Annotated in this window: 12 protein-coding genes and 1 pseudogene; 5 read left to right on the top strand and 8 right to left on the bottom strand. The window is 46.4% G+C overall.

Annotated elements, in window-relative coordinates; translation table 11 throughout:
* The first annotated feature begins 389 nt into the window (after nucleotides 1-389).
* A complete protein-coding gene (locus tag QUA58_RS28920; RefSeq protein ID WP_333250687.1) occupies nucleotides 390-1,412 on the top strand; it encodes a tetratricopeptide repeat protein in 1,023 nt (340 codons plus the stop codon).
* Between the two features lie 218 nt (nucleotides 1,413-1,630).
* Here the strand turns inward: QUA58_RS28920 and QUA58_RS28915 are convergent, their stop codons facing one another.
* The 4 genes from QUA58_RS28915 to QUA58_RS28900 all read right to left on the bottom strand — a co-directional run bounded on the left by QUA58_RS28915 (nucleotide 1,631) and on the right by QUA58_RS28900 (nucleotide 5,757).
* The gene (locus QUA58_RS28915) at nucleotides 1,631-2,377 is read right to left on the bottom strand and encodes a hypothetical protein (RefSeq protein ID WP_333250685.1); all 747 of its coding nucleotides are present in this window, start codon (nucleotides 2,375-2,377) and stop codon (nucleotides 1,631-1,633) included.
* 551 nt (nucleotides 2,378-2,928) lie between these two features.
* The gene (locus QUA58_RS28910; RefSeq protein WP_333250683.1) at nucleotides 2,929-3,651 is read right to left on the bottom strand and encodes a pyridoxine 5'-phosphate synthase; all 723 of its coding nucleotides are present in this window, start codon (nucleotides 3,649-3,651) and stop codon (nucleotides 2,929-2,931) included.
* A 97-nt stretch (nucleotides 3,652-3,748) separates the two neighbouring features.
* Nucleotides 3,749-4,528 carry a nucleotidyltransferase domain-containing protein gene (locus QUA58_RS28905; RefSeq protein WP_333397544.1) on the bottom strand — a complete coding sequence of 260 codons (780 nt, stop codon included), beginning with the start codon at nucleotides 4,526-4,528 and terminating at the stop codon, nucleotides 3,749-3,751.
* 137 nt (nucleotides 4,529-4,665) lie between these two features.
* A complete protein-coding gene (locus QUA58_RS28900; protein WP_333309945.1) occupies nucleotides 4,666-5,757 on the bottom strand; it encodes a calcium-binding protein in 1,092 nt (363 codons plus the stop codon).
* Nucleotides 5,758-6,390: 633 nt separating this feature from the next.
* Here QUA58_RS28900 and QUA58_RS28895 point away from each other — a divergent pair.
* From QUA58_RS28895 to QUA58_RS28880, 4 genes are all read left to right on the top strand, one after another.
* The gene (locus QUA58_RS28895; RefSeq protein ID WP_333250678.1) at nucleotides 6,391-7,251 is read left to right on the top strand and encodes a Tab2/Atab2 family RNA-binding protein; all 861 of its coding nucleotides are present in this window, start codon (nucleotides 6,391-6,393) and stop codon (nucleotides 7,249-7,251) included.
* Nucleotides 7,252-7,472: 221 nt separating this feature from the next.
* Nucleotides 7,473-8,768, top strand: coding sequence for a TldD/PmbA family protein (locus QUA58_RS28890; protein WP_333250676.1), 1,296 nt, complete (start codon nucleotides 7,473-7,475; stop codon nucleotides 8,766-8,768).
* A 20-nt stretch (nucleotides 8,769-8,788) separates the two neighbouring features.
* Entirely contained in the window at nucleotides 8,789-9,877 is a 1,089-nt protein-coding gene (locus tag QUA58_RS28885; RefSeq protein WP_333397542.1) for a GDSL-type esterase/lipase family protein, read from the top strand.
* 371 nt (nucleotides 9,878-10,248) lie between these two features.
* A complete protein-coding gene (locus tag QUA58_RS28880) occupies nucleotides 10,249-13,059 on the top strand; it encodes a chloride channel protein (protein WP_333397539.1) in 2,811 nt (936 codons plus the stop codon).
* Between the two features lie 63 nt (nucleotides 13,060-13,122).
* Here the strand turns inward: QUA58_RS28880 and QUA58_RS28875 are convergent, their stop codons facing one another.
* From QUA58_RS28875 to QUA58_RS28860, 4 genes and pseudogenes are all read right to left on the bottom strand, one after another.
* Complete coding sequence (locus QUA58_RS28875; RefSeq protein WP_333397537.1) at nucleotides 13,123-13,263, bottom strand: hypothetical protein; 141 nt, start codon at nucleotides 13,261-13,263, stop codon at nucleotides 13,123-13,125.
* A 390-nt stretch (nucleotides 13,264-13,653) separates the two neighbouring features.
* A complete protein-coding gene (locus QUA58_RS28870) occupies nucleotides 13,654-14,049 on the bottom strand; it encodes a ShlB/FhaC/HecB family hemolysin secretion/activation protein (protein ID WP_333250671.1) in 396 nt (131 codons plus the stop codon).
* Nucleotides 14,013-14,402, bottom strand: a pseudogene (locus QUA58_RS28865) (transposase); the annotation flags it as partial. The pseudogene QUA58_RS28865 and the gene QUA58_RS28870, both read right to left, overlap by 37 nt.
* A 12-nt stretch (nucleotides 14,403-14,414) precedes the next feature.
* Nucleotides 14,415-14,984, bottom strand: a 570-nt coding sequence (locus tag QUA58_RS28860) for a helix-turn-helix domain-containing protein (RefSeq protein ID WP_333397534.1), incomplete at its 5' end; no start/stop codon positions are given.

Here is a 14,984-nt window from a genome sequence, read left to right as displayed (position 1 = left end):
ACTGAAGTCCCCGAGCCGTTTCCCTCTCAGGGCTGAAGCCACTGAGTTTCCCACATCCCGTATTAATTTTTATGAGATTTGCAGTTAGACTTGGGGCGCCCTAGGACTCTTTGTGTAACTGCAAACCTAATTCGGGATGCGGTAAGAGTTGCGTGATTCACGCAGAGTTAAGATTCGCAGCCGCTCTATAAAACGATGAGTGCGGTTAGCTAAAAGAGCTTTTTACCAGAGGAAAATAGTTAGTTTCGACCGCAAATTGTTGAGGTTGTTACGGGTAGTCTGTACGGGCGATCGCCCTGTATCAAATTTTTCAGATTTTTAGTGGAATTACAGTTTTACTCCACCTATGGTTTCATGTAGAATCATCCCTAAGATAGATACAAAATATTATGAACTTAATTCAAAACTTGGAAGCGGCTTGGTATTACCATCTGGGCTCGCGTCACCTCGAAGCTAACGATGATCATGGTGCTCTGGCGAACTTTAACAGAGCTTTGAAGTTGCAATCAGATCATTATAAGGCTTGGTTCGGCCGAGGTATGGCTCTGGGGAAATTAGAACGGCACTTAGAGGCGCTGAAGAGTTTTGATGAGGCCTTGGTGGTGGAGCCGAATGCGAGCTTTGGCTGGCACAACCGGGCTATTGCTTTAGGAAAGTTGGGCCGCTGGTTGGAGGCTCTCAACAGTTTTGAACGGGCTCTGGAGTTCAGTCCGTGCGCGGCGAGTATTTGGCACAACCGGGGACTGACACTGATCGATATGGGGCTTTACGAGAAGGCGGTTCGGAGTTTTGATCGCTCTTTAAATTTGTATCCGGAGGCTGCTTGGGCGTGGTACAACCGAGGTAATGCCTTGTTGGAACTCAAGCTTTACTATCAGGCGCTCAACAGTTTTGACCGGGCGATCGAGTTTAACCCAGACGACGCGAGGGCTTGGTACAATCGCGGTATAGCAGCCAACTCAATGGGACTTTACAAACAAGCAGTGGCTAGTTTTAGCCGATCGATCGCTCTACAACCGGGCAGAGCCGAAGCTGTGGGCGAACGCAGGGTTGCTTTGGAGAAATTAGTAGGTTTAAATCAGAGAAATGGCAAGTTTACTCCCACATCTGAGCGTCCCTTTGAAGATTATTTGATTTGGTACAACCGGGGTGTGGAATTGGCGCGAAAAGGCTGCTACTCTGAGGCGATTGCTTGCTACGAAACAGTCTTAGAAATTAATCCTGATTTTGCTAACGCTTTTTACAATAAAGCTTGCTGTTATGCGCTACTGGGATTTGCTGATTTTGCCCTTGACAATTTGCAGCGGGCTGTTGAGTTGATCCCTAATTTATACCGAGAGCTAGCTTTAGCTGACTCGGATTTAAGCTGTATTTGGAAACAAGAACGTTTTGAAGCGCTGATCCAAGGTTGATGTTATAGCAGTTGACAGTTGACAGTTGACAGTTGACAGTTTTTAGATGGGCATCAAACCGTTGATGCTACAAGGGTCAGGGATCTATTCATGAGCTTATTTCTGTCCTTACCGATGTGGCGGTTTCTATACACAAAAAACAGCTCGCCGATCAGGCGAGCTTTTGTACTTGGACGACGGAAATTCGATCGCCCTCAAGAGTATTTGTGCAATCTTTGCTATTGCACAGAAACTCGGATTGAGGGCTTGACCGGCCTTTTGGCAACTACGATTATCCGGTAGATGCCGGACTCGGGAAGTTGAGCAAAAGTTTGACCTTCGCCTTGATCCAGCAGTGATCCCGACGGAGATTCGATCGCCAGATCTAGATTTTTGGTGCTAGCTGTGACCCTAATTGTCTGTCCCTGCTTGCCTTGAACCGTGATCGGCTGGATTTGGTAGCCGGACATTTTGAGTTTGACTGTGGCTTGTTTTTCCTTGAATGCTATGGGAATTGCGCGATCGGGCCGATAAGTCCACTTGGCGCTAAAGTCGCGTCCGATTACGAAGCTGCTGGTTTCACCTTTCGGGGTGACTCGCACGCGGTAGATGCCTGACTCTGGCAACTGACCAATCCACTGATTGTCTGCTTTTTCAATAACCCCCATATTTTCACCATTGGGACTGTACAGTTCGGCTGTCAGTTGTCCTGCCCACAGGGAGAGAGTGAGTTCTCGCCCTTTGACGCCTTCAAAAATATAGGTGGTGGGTTGGTTGATGGTTTCTCGGATTTCCGAGGTTGACATTCGCTTGATCGGTTCGAGGTTTGAAACTGATCCAGAGGTAACGGGTTTGTTAAGGGTTTCTGTAATTTCCGAGGCAGCCATCAGCTCGCTCGGCCCAATTTTGGGGGCTACTGGGCTGGCAAATACTGATTTTGCCGTCATCATGAGTAGCATTCCAGTCAGTAAAATTAGTTTTTTCATGTCGCACTTCCGAGGGAGGGGGGTAAGGAGTTGTATATGGTTACTTGTGTTTGCCTGTTTTCACCGGATTAAATCTGGCGATCGGCTACAGCAGCATAGAGGATACACATAAATATCCCGTACTTGCACAAAACCTGATAGTAGCAGATTGGCAGTGCGGGAGCTAAGTAGCCTGAGTTTGTCGGGAGATTTCAATCATACTCCCTACGCATAATAACATCAATAATATTAGTAATTTGGTCAAGGAAAATCAAAGCTTTTTCCGAGGAGCTTGGTAAAAAATGCGGTGTCTTCGCTGCGGGCTCTGCCTTGCTACCAGAAAACCGCTAGTACCCGCACTGGGTGACGGCCTCTACTTTTGCCTAGTTTTGGACGATCGGCTAATTTATGTAAGGCGATCAACACCGCATCTTACCTTATTCGTAGCGTGTCAAACCACTTTTTGCGTGTCCCGATCCTGTAGGGTTTGTAGGGGCGGATTTAGTTGATTTTTCTAATACAAACGAGTTTACCACTGCAAAACCCGCCCTCCCACACGAGGTTAATTTGTACTACGAACCTGACAGAATTTTCAGGTAAGCTTGTACTGTGTTGGACAAGCCCATTTCTAATGCTTCCGCAATTAAAGCATGACCGATCGATACTTCTATTATATCAGGAATCGAGCAAAATTTAGCTAAGTTTTGCAAATTTAAATCATGTCCGGCATTCACTCCCAAACCTACTGATTGAGCGGCTTTAGCTGCTAAGACATATTGTTGAAAAACAAATTCTACTCTACCTTCGCGAAAAGCAGTTGCATAGGGTTCTGTGTAGAGTTCTACGCGATCGGCTCCAACTTCTTTTGCTAGTGGCATGAGAGCAGCATCTGCATCCATAAACAAGCTGACTCTGATGCCTTTGTCTTTTAATTTTTCAATAATTGGTAGTAGCCGATCGCGATTTTCGGGAATATTCCAACCGCTATCGGATGTTAGCACGTCGGGAGCGTCCGGGACTAAGGTACACTGAGCCGGTTTGACATCGCAAACTATATCCATAAATGGCGGCTGAAACGGATTTCCTTCGATGTTGAACTCGACGGTTAGCATTTTGGCTAAGTCGTAAACATCGGCAGCTTTGATGTGTCTTTCGTCGGGGCGGGGATGGACTGTAACGCCGTGGGCTCCGGCGGCGATGACTGTTTTTGCGGCTTCGGTAACGCTGGGGATGCCGATGTTTCGAGAGTTTCTGAGGAGGGCGATTCTGTTGATGTTAACGCTGAGTTTAGTCATGGGATTGGAAGTTGCGGATGTTTGTTGATTTTTAATTTTAACCGCTGATGAACGCTAATGAACGCTGATGCAGGCGGATTGGTTTTTTGGGCGGCTGTTAATGGGGTTGATTTTGATGGTTTTGAATCAGCTTTTCTGCAATCGGTAAGGTTTCGGCAAAAATCGCCTCTGCTGTTTGGTGTTTTGCTGCTAAATCTTGTAGATTGGTAATGCAGAAAAGCGGTGCGATGCGATCGACTATTTCGGGCGGAAAGTCTCGGCTAAAATATTTTAGTTCAAAGTCGTATCTGTGCGGACGGTAAATCATGCCCAGCAGTTCGACTAATGGTAGAAGTGTCCAATTGTGATAGTTGCCGATCGCATCTACTAAATGTCCGCGATAAATCTCTTTTTTTACCAGAGGTTGCAGCAAATCAAAACGGATTTTAATTTCGTTGAATCTGAAGCGCATTTTGGAAAAATGCTTGTTTGTATCCAAATGAGGCGGTACAATTAGATTAGCTTTGTCAAAGGCGATCGGCACTTTCCCGTGTCTCTCTATTTCCAGAAATTCGTTGCGGCTGCTGCGCCGGAAAACGGCGAAATCAATTAGCAAAAAGGGCGGGGATTCTTTGAGCCGCCAGAAGCACTGCGACTGACCGTGCCAAGCGGGTTCGGGAACTCGAAATTTGAGTTCGATTTCGCCAATTTCTGCGAGGGCTTTTTCCACAATCTCAAATGTTTCTTCCACGCAGTTATCTTCAACCACAACCGCAATATCGAGGTCTGACCACTCGTCGGTGTATCCGTGGGCTGCTGAACCTCCTTGCCATAAAGCGAGAACAAAATCTAAAGTTTGTAAGGTTAAAACAATCTTTTCCAGAATGATTGGTCTCATGGAATCAAACTATACAGTTGGTTTTGATTGTAGCGCCAATTCTCTAAAAGCAGTTTAAGCAAAGCGCCAATAAAATCGGCCGCACAAGCGGCTAGCAGCTATTGCTGCTAACCGCTTGCTATTAACTATTAAAAGTGCTATCCGATGTTGCTGAGAGTTGTGTCTTGAGGCCCGGCCATGAAGATTGAGCTTCTGAGGTTGATTGTTGAGGGGTCTGTACTGATGATAACACCCACAATGTCACCGCAGGAACAGAGGATAGCAGTATCCCCAATACCGTCTTTGTTGACATCAACGGCAGCGAAACTGATGTCATCCATGCCTTGGGTGCCTTTGTAGTAGGCAATTTTGATGATGTCGCCTTGGCTGGGGTTGAAGTCGAGAATGCGATCGGCAAAAGCAGCACCAGCGGTAAATGTATCGCCGCGCAAAATAAATTGATCGGCACCTTCTCCCCCCATTAAGAAGTCAGCACCACTATCGCCGATCAAGATATCATTGCCCGCATTTCCAATCAGTACATCAATGCCCGCTCCACCTCGGATTACGTCATTTCCCGCTCCGCCTAATAGGTAGTCGTCTCCTTGATTGCCCATAATTATATCGTCCCCCTCACCCCCGTCGAGCAAATCGTTGCCTTGTGCGCCCTTCAGCATATCGTCGCCGCGAGCGCCAACCACTGTATCGTTACCTGCATTGCCGTTAGCGGTATCGTTGCCCTGAGTGCCGATAATTTGATCGTTGCCGCCCCAAGCACGGAGCCCTCCTAATTGCCGTGCATCTTCTGGTGTAATTTCTATGAGGTTATCAGCATCATCTGCATCAAAAAAGCGACTTTCTTTAGCTCCTAAAGAAGCGCGACTAATTATGTCGGACAAGCTTTTAAGCTTGTTGTCATCGCTAATAACATTTGCCTCGTTCAAGTCGTTGACTTTAAGAGTAATGGGGATATTGTTAATACTCTCAAAACTGAAATAATCGGTGAATCCTGATTGTGCAGAATTGCCCAGCAAAACATCTGGAATTTCAATGATGTCTGCGGCTAATTCGGACTTGGCCGTGCTGTCAACGTGCTTGGCAATCTTGTTTAGATCGATATCTGCGCCTACAGCCTGACCGCTGGGTGTCACTACCTTTGGTTCCGGGGTAAGGGTGAGGTAATTAGCACCTGTGAAGTTGCTTTCCCCGGCTTGGCTGTCGATGATTTTCCGCAGATCGTTAGGAATCATATTCCCGATATGTGAAGCTCTGATGATTCCTGAATTTGATTCTATTTTACTTGCCATTTGACTTGCCTATCCTTGAAAGTAGGTTTGCTTATTTAAACTACATCAGAAATTTTTGATATTTACTTATGTTCCGTAATTTCGATAATTTATGACTGTTTCAATAAGTTTTACACTTTGTCTTTTGACAAAGGTGGTATAAGCTTAAATCTGTAAGTTTGACAAACGGTCTTTTGACTAATTTACAAAAAAAGCTATAATAGAAACCCTTATTTTACGAAACTTTTAAATTGAGGAACTTCAGCTTTTATTTAGATTATATCTAGATGATTTTTAACTGCCGATGAAGGCAGATAAACGCGGATGAACGGAGATTGTATGAGTCGGTAGAGGAGAAAATGTGGAGATGTTAAATTGAAGTCGATCTCTGTTTTCTAGTAGAGCAATCCAAATGATGAAGCTAGGGGAGAGTTGATGCCTTTTTATAGCATTTGGTTTAAAAATTGGTGGTGCTGCGGTTGATCGGGAAACAGGGTGCAGCGGCACAGGCATTGAAAATCAGTTTTCAATCATCATTATGAGAAACTTGCCCGCTGTCCGGTAACATGAGAAAGGATTAATTTTTAACAGCGCGGCATGGCTACTATTTGGGAACTCGACTTTTACAGCCGTCCAATCATAGACGAGCGAGAGAAAAAAAAATGGGAAGTGTTGATCTGCGAAAGCCCGCTGAATGTAGGCGACAAGGCCGAATCTCTGTTTCGCTACTCGCAATTCTGCTCCAGTTCTACCGTGAATTCCCTGTGGCTGGCGGATGCAATTAAAGATGCGATCGCCGCAGCACCGAAACGACCTGAAAAAATCCGCTTTTTCCGCCGCCAAATGGCGAACATGATTACTAAAGCCTGCGAGGATTTGGACATTCCCGCCGCCTGCAGCCGCCGCACCCTCGCCCTCAGCCTGTGGCTGGAAGAACGGATGCAAGACGTTTATCCCGCCGAACCGGGCTATCAACCGGTTGTGAACCCGACCGTTCAATTTATACCCGAAACGCCAGTTGCGCTGCCGGATGCTTTAATCGGCGAAAAATGGGCGTTTGTGAGTTTGCCGATCGCAGCTTTTGACGAAATGTCCGAGTGGGATATCGGATTTGGCGAAGCTTTCGGGTTGCCGATGACAGGCCTCGACCCGGAAACGCAAATTCCGGGACTCATGATCTACTCATCGAGAGCAACAGCCCTGGCAGGTTGGATGTCGGGTTTGGAGTTGGCTTTTATCAAATTTGACAGCGGCCCGCCCGCTAGGCTGGTATTAGATACGGGAGCTAACGATCGCTGGATTTTAGCTAATCTCAGAGACGCCGCAACGGAGAGAGAAGCGAAAGGATTTGAAGCCGCTAAAAAGCAAGCAAAAAAAGTACATTTCTTAGCAATTCAGTCGAATCCCGAATCGGAATCTTTTGCAGGATTTTGGCTGCTGCACGAACTAACTATTTAGTCGCGAGCGGGGCAATAACCGCTCAGGCATCGATCGCAAAAAAATGGTAATCGGTAATTGGTAATCGGTAATTGGTAATCGGTAATTGGTAATCGGTAATTGCTTCCAATGACAACTGACAACTGTCAACTGACAACTGCCAACTACCAACCGCCAACTACCAACTACCAACTACCAACTGTCAACTGTCAACTGTCAACTGTCAACTACCACCGACAACAATGACCAATCAGCAATCAGCAGAACAACTGTTAGAACTAGCCACCAAAGCAGGTGCAGAAGCTGCTGAGGTATTGGAATCGCAATCGCTCTCACGGCCGGTCTTTTTTGAAGCGAACCGCCTCAAACAGCTAGAAACCGCCCAAGCAGAAGGCATTGCACTGCGGCTGTGGCGGGATGGGCGGCCGGGTTTGGCGGTGGCCTACGGGCCTGTGGAACTGCAAATTTTGGTGGACAGGGCGATCGCGCTTTCGCAACTAAACGAACCGGAAACCATCGAACTCGGCACCGGTGAGAAAGTTGTTTATCCCGATCGCGGAGTGTCGGTGCCAGCCGAACAGCTAGTAAACTGGGGCAAAGAGGCGATCGCGATCGTCCGCCAAGCCTATCCCGAAAGCCTCTGCACCGCCGAACTCGACTGCGAAATCGAGAGCACCCGCTTGGTGAACACCAGAGGTTTGGATTCCAGTCACACCGACACCACCCTCAGCGGTTACTTATCAGCAGAATTAGTGCGGGGCGAGGATTTCCTCAACATTTGGGAAGGCGAAACCGAACGCGGGACTCTCGACTTAAACACCAGCGCCAAGCGGGTTTTGCAGCGTTTAGAATGGGCGAAAGATAATGTTGCTCCCGCCACCGGGCGCGTGCCGGTGCTATTTACAGCCAAAGCCGCCGATTTGCTTTGGGGGACTGTCTGTGCGGCGTTGAACGGCAAACAGGTACTCGAAGGCGCTTCGCCTTGGAACGATCGACTAGGCCAACAAGTGACATCGCCCCTTGTAACCCTCTCGCAGCAGCCGGATATCGGGCCCTATAGCTGTCCCTTTGATGACGAAGGTACTCCCACTCGGGCGATCGTCTTTATCAACAATGGAGTGTTGCAGCTATTTTATACCGATCGCACCACCGGTCGAGCCTTGGGGAGCGGCACCACCGGCAACGGATTTCGCCCGGGTTTGGGCAGCTATCCGACGCCGAGTTTGTTCAATGTTTTGATTAAACCAGGAGAGCGATCGTTAATCGATTTAATCGCTCAATTAGACGACGGAATTGTAGTCGATCAAATGCTTGGCGGCAGTGCTGGAATTTCCGGCGATTTTTCAATTAACGTCGATCTCGGCTACCGAGTCAAAAAAGGTCAAATAGTCGGCAGAATCAAAGACACAATGGTAGCTGGGAACGTCTACAACGTCCTCAAACAATTAGTAGAATTGGGAGGAGACTCCGAGTGGAACGGTTCTTGCCACACACCATCTGTAATTGTAGAGGGATTGTCCGTCATCGGTAAGAATTAAAGTCAGTTGGCAGTTGGCAGTTGTTAGTAGTCATTTGGCAGTTGTCAGTTGGCAGTTGTCAGTTGTTAGTAGTCAGTTATCATCAATCATCAGTCAACAGTCATCAATCATCAGTCAACAGTCAACAGTCAACAATCAACAATCCACATAATATGCGTATTTGTTTTATCGGCGATTCTTTTGTAAACGGTACTTGCGATCCCAAATGTCTCGGTTGGACAGGACGGATTTGCGCTGCCGCTTGCGGACAAGGACACGATATTACCTACTACAATTTAGGAATAAGGGGAGAAACCAGTGCCGATATAGAAACTCGTTGGTTCAACGAAATTTCTACCCGCTTACCTCACTACGCCGACGGCAGAATAGTATTTTCTTTTGGCGTCAACGACACTTACCTAGAAAACGAAAAAATTCGCATAGAAGTTGAAAAATCAATTGAAAATGCTCGCTCTATTCTCAGATCATCCAAAGAAATATTTCCAGTATTAATGGTAGGGCCACCGCCAGTTATTGATGCCGATCGCACAAGGCGGATTGCCAACTTATCCGAACAGTTTTCCCAAGTTTGCAACGAGTTAAATGTGCCTTATCTAGATGTTTGCACCCCGCTGCAAAACTCGGAAATTTGGCATAAAGAACTTACCGAAAATGACGTTTCCCATCCCCGTGCGGCCGGTTACGCTGAATTGGCTAAAATAGTTCACAATTGGGATGGTTGGAAAGCTTGGTTTAAAAATATCAATATATCAGATCAAGAGACAGTAACGCTGTTCCGAGCCGTCGGCAAAAAAGAAATGGAACTGATTAAAGAAAGCGATTTTATGGCATTTCCGCCACGCTTATCCTTTCAGCCTACTTTTTATCCCGTACTTCACAAAGCCTATGCCATACAAATCGCGAGAGATTGGAATACAAGAGATGCAGCATCGGGATATTTCGGCTATGTCACGCGCTTTCGGGTTGCGGCAGAATTCTTAAAAAAATATCCCGTACAAACTGTGGCCAGTTCAGTACACCAAGAGTATTGGATTCCCGCCGAACAATTGGCAGAATTTAATCGCAATATTGTAGGAAAAATTGAAATTTTTGCTGAATATCAACCGTAGAATAGGAGCACTGAAAGATGTTAAATTTTAATCAATTTGAATTTGTAAGTTTTGACTGCTACGGCCCTCTGATAGCTTGGGAAAGCTGAATACTGCCAGCTTTGAGACAATTGTTGTCAAGTCGCGAGATAGATTTGGTTGGCTAAATCGCAGACACGAGAAAACAGGATTTGGGGCGACACTGCCTGCCTGCGGCTAGCCTGATTTAGAAGTGCCGGATTTGAAAACACTGGTGGAGGCTATGGTAAAAAAATCGCAGATTGATATCAAATCCGATAGCATCGGAATTACAGCAGATTTCTGGTAAGTATCGAAGGATTTTTTGCTAAAGTGCGATCGAGCAGACAACTCTCAGGTCATCTACGCTATTTATGCCGTACATAACTATCCCTAAACAATTTAGGGAACCTTCCAGGGTCATCAAATCTCAACTTTTTTTACGGCCGAAACGCCTAGCCATTTTTGAAGCTTGTCTGATCGGCTTGGTGGCCGGACTGGCTGGTGTTTTGCTAAAGTCAGGAGTCGGATGGCTCGGCAGTTGGCGAGTTGCTACCTCGACATTAATCCCAGCTTGGATATTACTCCCCAGCGTCGGTTTATGCGGCGGGTTGCTGACAGGTTTCTTGGTTGAGCGTTTTGCTCCCGAAACTGCCGGCAGTGGCATTCCTCACGTCAAAGCTGCTCTCGGCGGAGTCAATCTTTCCTTAGATTTGCGAGTAGCTGTGGCCAAACTTATGACGACTATTTTAGCAGTTGGTTCCGGTTTAACTTTAGGCAGGCAAGGCCCTACTGTGCAAATAGGAGCATCTTTGGCTGGCTGGATAGGTCACTTGATGCCTACTTCCCCAGACTACCGCCGACAATTGATTGCTTGCGGTGCTGCGGCAGGATTGGCGGCTGGTTTCAATGCTCCCATTGCAGGAGTTTTGTTTGTAGTTGAAGAACTGCTGCACGACGTTTCGGGATTGACTTTAGGGACTGCAATTATCGCTTCATTTATCGGTGCAGTTGTCTCGCAGCTTTTGGGCGGCGATAGTTTAAGTTTGAACCTTCGCGCGTACCAAACCAGTTTTGATGCTCAGGAAATCCCGTTTTACATACTATTAGGAGTTTTAGCGGGGTGGCTGGGAGCTTTGTTCACCAAAGGGATTATGGCTAGCTTGCAATTTAACAGGCGATCGCTCAAATTAGCTTTGCCTGTGCGAATGGCTCTAGCTGGTCTAATCTGCGGTTCAGTAATAGCTTTTCTTCCAGCAACTTTCCGCGATAATACGGGTTTACGGGAGTTTATGCTGACAGGCGAAGCAAGCGGCATAACAAGTTTAATTGCCTTTATAGCTCACTTTTTTCTGACAATTATTTCCGCTGCTTCGGGAGCTCCGGGAGGATTGTTTTCCCCTGCCCTAGTTATGGGCTCTGCACTCGGTCACATGGTGGGAATTGTGCAGGCAGATTCCCTGGGTGTCGGTTTGCCGGTAACTTACGCTTTGGCGGGAATGGGAGCGTTTTTTTGCGCGGTTTCTAGGGCGCCGATTACTGCGGTAGTGATTGTGTTTGAAATTACGGCGGATTTCAAATTAGTGCTGCCTTTGATGATCTGTTCTGTAGTTGCTTATTTGGTGGCGGAAAAGGTGGACAGTGGCTCTTTTTACGATCGCCTTTTGGAGTTTAACGGCATTCAACTGACAAAGGCAAAAGCTGCCAGCAATACTTTGAGCGACTTGCACGCAGATGACGTGATGCAGCGCCGAGTTGAAACTCTTTCGAGTCTGCTGACTTTCGATGAAGTGATGCAGGCTTTTTCGCGATCGCACCACCGAGGCTTTCCAGTAGTTGAAGATGGCAAATTAGTCGGAATTGTCAGTCAAACCGATTTGGCAAATGCCAGCGATCGCAATTTGTCCGGCAACTCCCTGCTCAAAGAATTTATGACTGTACAGCCGATCGCAGTCAAAGCAAGCGATACTTTAAGCGAGGTTTTGTACAGGCTCAACAACTACAATATCAGCCGCTTGCCGGTCGTAGAAGGCCGGCGTTTGGTGGGAATTATTACCCGCAGCGACATTATCCGAGTTGAATCCGATCGCCTCAGCGGAGAAACCACCCAGGGCCCGCATCCAGAACCTTCCTATGTTGTCTATCAAACCAGGGCTCCGCAAGTCGGAAACGGCCGCTTATTAGTGCCGCTTTCCAATCCCCAAACAGCACCCGCTTTGCTCCGGCTGGCCGCGGCGATCGCGCGCGATCGCAATTACGAATTAGAATGCCTGCAAATCATCTTAGTACCGCGCAACAGTTCCCCCTCCGAAAGCGCAGTGCGGACAACCAAAAGCCGCCGCCTGCTACAACAAGCCGAGCGAATAATTCGCAATTGGAACTTGCCGGTACACACCCAAATACGGGTAGCTCACGACGTGCCTAACGCGATTTTGGAGACAATAAAGGAGCGACATATAGATTTAATTTTGATGGGCTGGCAAGGCGAATTTTCCACAAAAGGACGCATTTTTGGCGATGTTGTTGATACCGTAATTCGGCAAGCAGGCTGCGAGGTGATTTTGGTTAAATGGAGCGAAAAACTATTAGCAACACGTAAGAAAAATGAGTTTTCTGCCACTTTTAGCGGGCGGAAATATGCGTCTATAGAATGGGAGTTAAATCCCGAAAAAGTTGACGGAGCAGATAATCCCGCATTGGCGAGCTCCTCAGATTTATCAGCGACTCCTGAAAGTGAATTTGCCCCGAATTTAGACATTCCAGCCCCTGAATTGGGGCTGCACACGCTGATGGGTTTGCACCGCTGGTTGGTACCTATTCGCGGCAGTTACAAGCAAGCTGCGGCTTTGCGGCTGCTACCTGCTTTGGTGGCTGCGAGTGCTGTACCGGAGATTAAATTGTGTCAGGTTCATCAGCCTTCTGTTGCAGAACCCGATCGCGGAGAATTAAAGCAAGCGGCGGAGTTTATCCAGCGCCGGGTTAGCTGTTCGATAATAGCGACTTCGGTTTGCGCTAAATCGGTTTCTGATGCTTTAATTGATTTGGCTCAGAACGATCAGTGCGATGCGATCGTCCTGGGAGCGAGCCGTGAAGGGCTGCTGAAGCAGGTAATTCACGGGAATATCCCGGAAGCTGTCGCGCGCGGGTGCGACTGTACAGTCATTTTAGTGCGATCGGCCTCTTAGCAAATTCATACTATGTCACTCTTGTTTCCAGGCAGACCTCCTAAATAATTAGACTTTAAATAATTATGGCTTACAGCTAGATAGTTTTCCTAACCCAGAGGCGTTTTCCTGGATTCCCTTCAAATTCCATAAACAAGTCTCCATGCCTTTTTCCGCTTCTGCTTCACAACCGCTAAATTCTCGCTTTCCTTTTATTTTTAACACTCAATTGCTTTGTAAGTGATGTATAATAATGCAAAGCAAAAACCATATTAATTCCAAAAAACACCAAAGTTAAAACAAATGTAAAAAAAGACGTAAAGGACAGCCTGGAACTCATCGTAAACATCGCCAAAATGATTGAGCAAAGCCCAAAACCGGAAGCAAAAGAACTTAAAAGCAGCAACCGCACCTTAGACATAGTTTAATTTAAAGATTATCAGTAAAATGCACTCTTGGCAGCTACAGAGGAGTGCCAAATGATACTTATTACTATATAGCGGAATTGCTCAGTTCCGCCAAGGGCCAAACGACTGCTTTCCTCAAAAGGTGTGAATTATACAGAAAAATACAGCCCGCGCTCTTGTAAACTCCTGTTGCTCGACTTAATATCAATCAAAGGAATTCCCCAGCATCCGCGAGCATTCCACCTTTCGCCGTACAGTCACCGCAGCCGCAATCCCGCTGACAGCAAAGTATTCGCTTCCAAAAACCGCGCTTTCCCTGGGATTCCAAACATTGCCAAAATCCACAAACGGCGTCACCTGCAAAACTCCTTGTTTGTCGTTGGTGCGCTTGCATCGGATACCGCAACTCGGCTGAATCAAAAATCCCGCTATCGGCAAGCATTGCATCCTGACGGTAGCCCCGCAATGTGTCTGAGCCTCCTATACCGAATTGTTCGATCGCCAAAAGCTCTGCCCCAGCCAATTTCACATCCGATCGCACCTGCAGCAGCGTCTCATACCATTTTTTTAAAGATGTGCTAGAGATAAAGAATGTAAAATCCAAGACCATCCTCTCAGAAAACCAATGACATGATTCGTTAAAGATGCTAAGATTTCCTGAACTTTTACGCGGAGTTCGTCAAGATTACTAAAAACTAGCCAAGCTAAAAATTCTTTGATGTATTCCCACACTCTTTCTGTTGGATTTACTTCAGGACAATGAGGAGGCTGAAATAGTAAAATAATATTGTCTGGCAATTCAGATGTGCTTAAAAGATGGCTGCCAGCATTATCGACTTGAATGATCGGCAATTCATCGGGATATTCAAGCGACAATTGTTCCAAATATGCTTGAAAACAAACTTTATCTAAATGGGAAAACTCCCAAAAAAAACTTCTTCCAGTAGAGGAGGATACTGCTCCGTAAAGTCAGAAACATTTAAATTTCCATTGATGTTTCCCTACGGGTTTTACACCTCTCCTGTGTGATCCTTCGTCTCTGAATTGTATGTAGTCCCAATCGAGTTTTTTCACACCAAAAAATAAATTTTTTGTTTTTTTTTCTTGGCCAGGAGCTTGGTCCAGTAAGGTTTTGATTCTCTCAGATAGGCTATTTTTGAATTCATTTATTGCCGTTGGCTCTTGCTCACTACTCCGGGGTCTTTGTCTTTTCAATTTACTTTTTAACTCCCCTTTGACCAAGGAGTATACAGCTTGATAACTACTAGGTATCTCCTTGATCAACCAGAGCCAGAGATGAACTTCTTTATAACTAGAAGACCCTTCGGGGTCTCTCAATTCTTGTTGTACTAAAGCCGCTACTTCAACGGAAAACTTTTTGGGTCTGCCAAAAACCTGTCGATTTTTTAACAAGTTTTCTATGCCACCCTCTTTATATTGAAAGAGCCAGCGATGAATTGTAGTTTCACTTTTGCCCAAAATAGACGATATTTCTCGGACTGTTTCTACTTGTTTTGACTGAAATAAATAAAGCATTTG

This window comes from Microcoleus sp. N9_A1 (genome assembly GCF_036701795.1).
In the GTDB taxonomy this organism is placed as follows: Bacteria; Cyanobacteriota; Cyanobacteriia; order Cyanobacteriales; family Microcoleaceae; genus Microcoleus.
Note: the sequence above shows the minus strand (reverse complement) of the source record. Positions and strands in the feature narration are given on the sequence as shown.

Excerpts from the sequence above, each read along its gene's own strand:
- QUA58_RS28890 (WP_333250676.1), top strand. The coding sequence starts at position 7,473 with ATGACCAATCAGCAATCAGCAGAACAACTGTTAGAACTAGCCACCAAA.
- QUA58_RS28895 (WP_333250678.1), top strand. The coding sequence starts at position 6,391 with ATGGCTACTATTTGGGAACTCGACTTTTACAGCCGTCCAATCATAGAC.
- QUA58_RS28915 (WP_333250685.1), bottom strand. The coding sequence starts at position 2,377 with ATGAAAAAACTAATTTTACTGACTGGAATGCTACTCATGATGACGGCA.
- QUA58_RS28880 (WP_333397539.1), top strand. The coding sequence starts at position 10,249 with ATGCCGTACATAACTATCCCTAAACAATTTAGGGAACCTTCCAGGGTC.
- QUA58_RS28900 (WP_333309945.1), bottom strand. The coding sequence starts at position 5,757 with ATGATTCCTAACGATCTGCGGAAAATCATCGACAGCCAAGCCGGGGAA.
- QUA58_RS28920 (WP_333250687.1), top strand. The coding sequence starts at position 390 with ATGAACTTAATTCAAAACTTGGAAGCGGCTTGGTATTACCATCTGGGC.
- QUA58_RS28905 (WP_333397544.1), bottom strand. The coding sequence starts at position 4,528 with ATGAGACCAATCATTCTGGAAAAGATTGTTTTAACCTTACAAACTTTA.
- QUA58_RS28910 (WP_333250683.1), bottom strand. The coding sequence starts at position 3,651 with ATGACTAAACTCAGCGTTAACATCAACAGAATCGCCCTCCTCAGAAAC.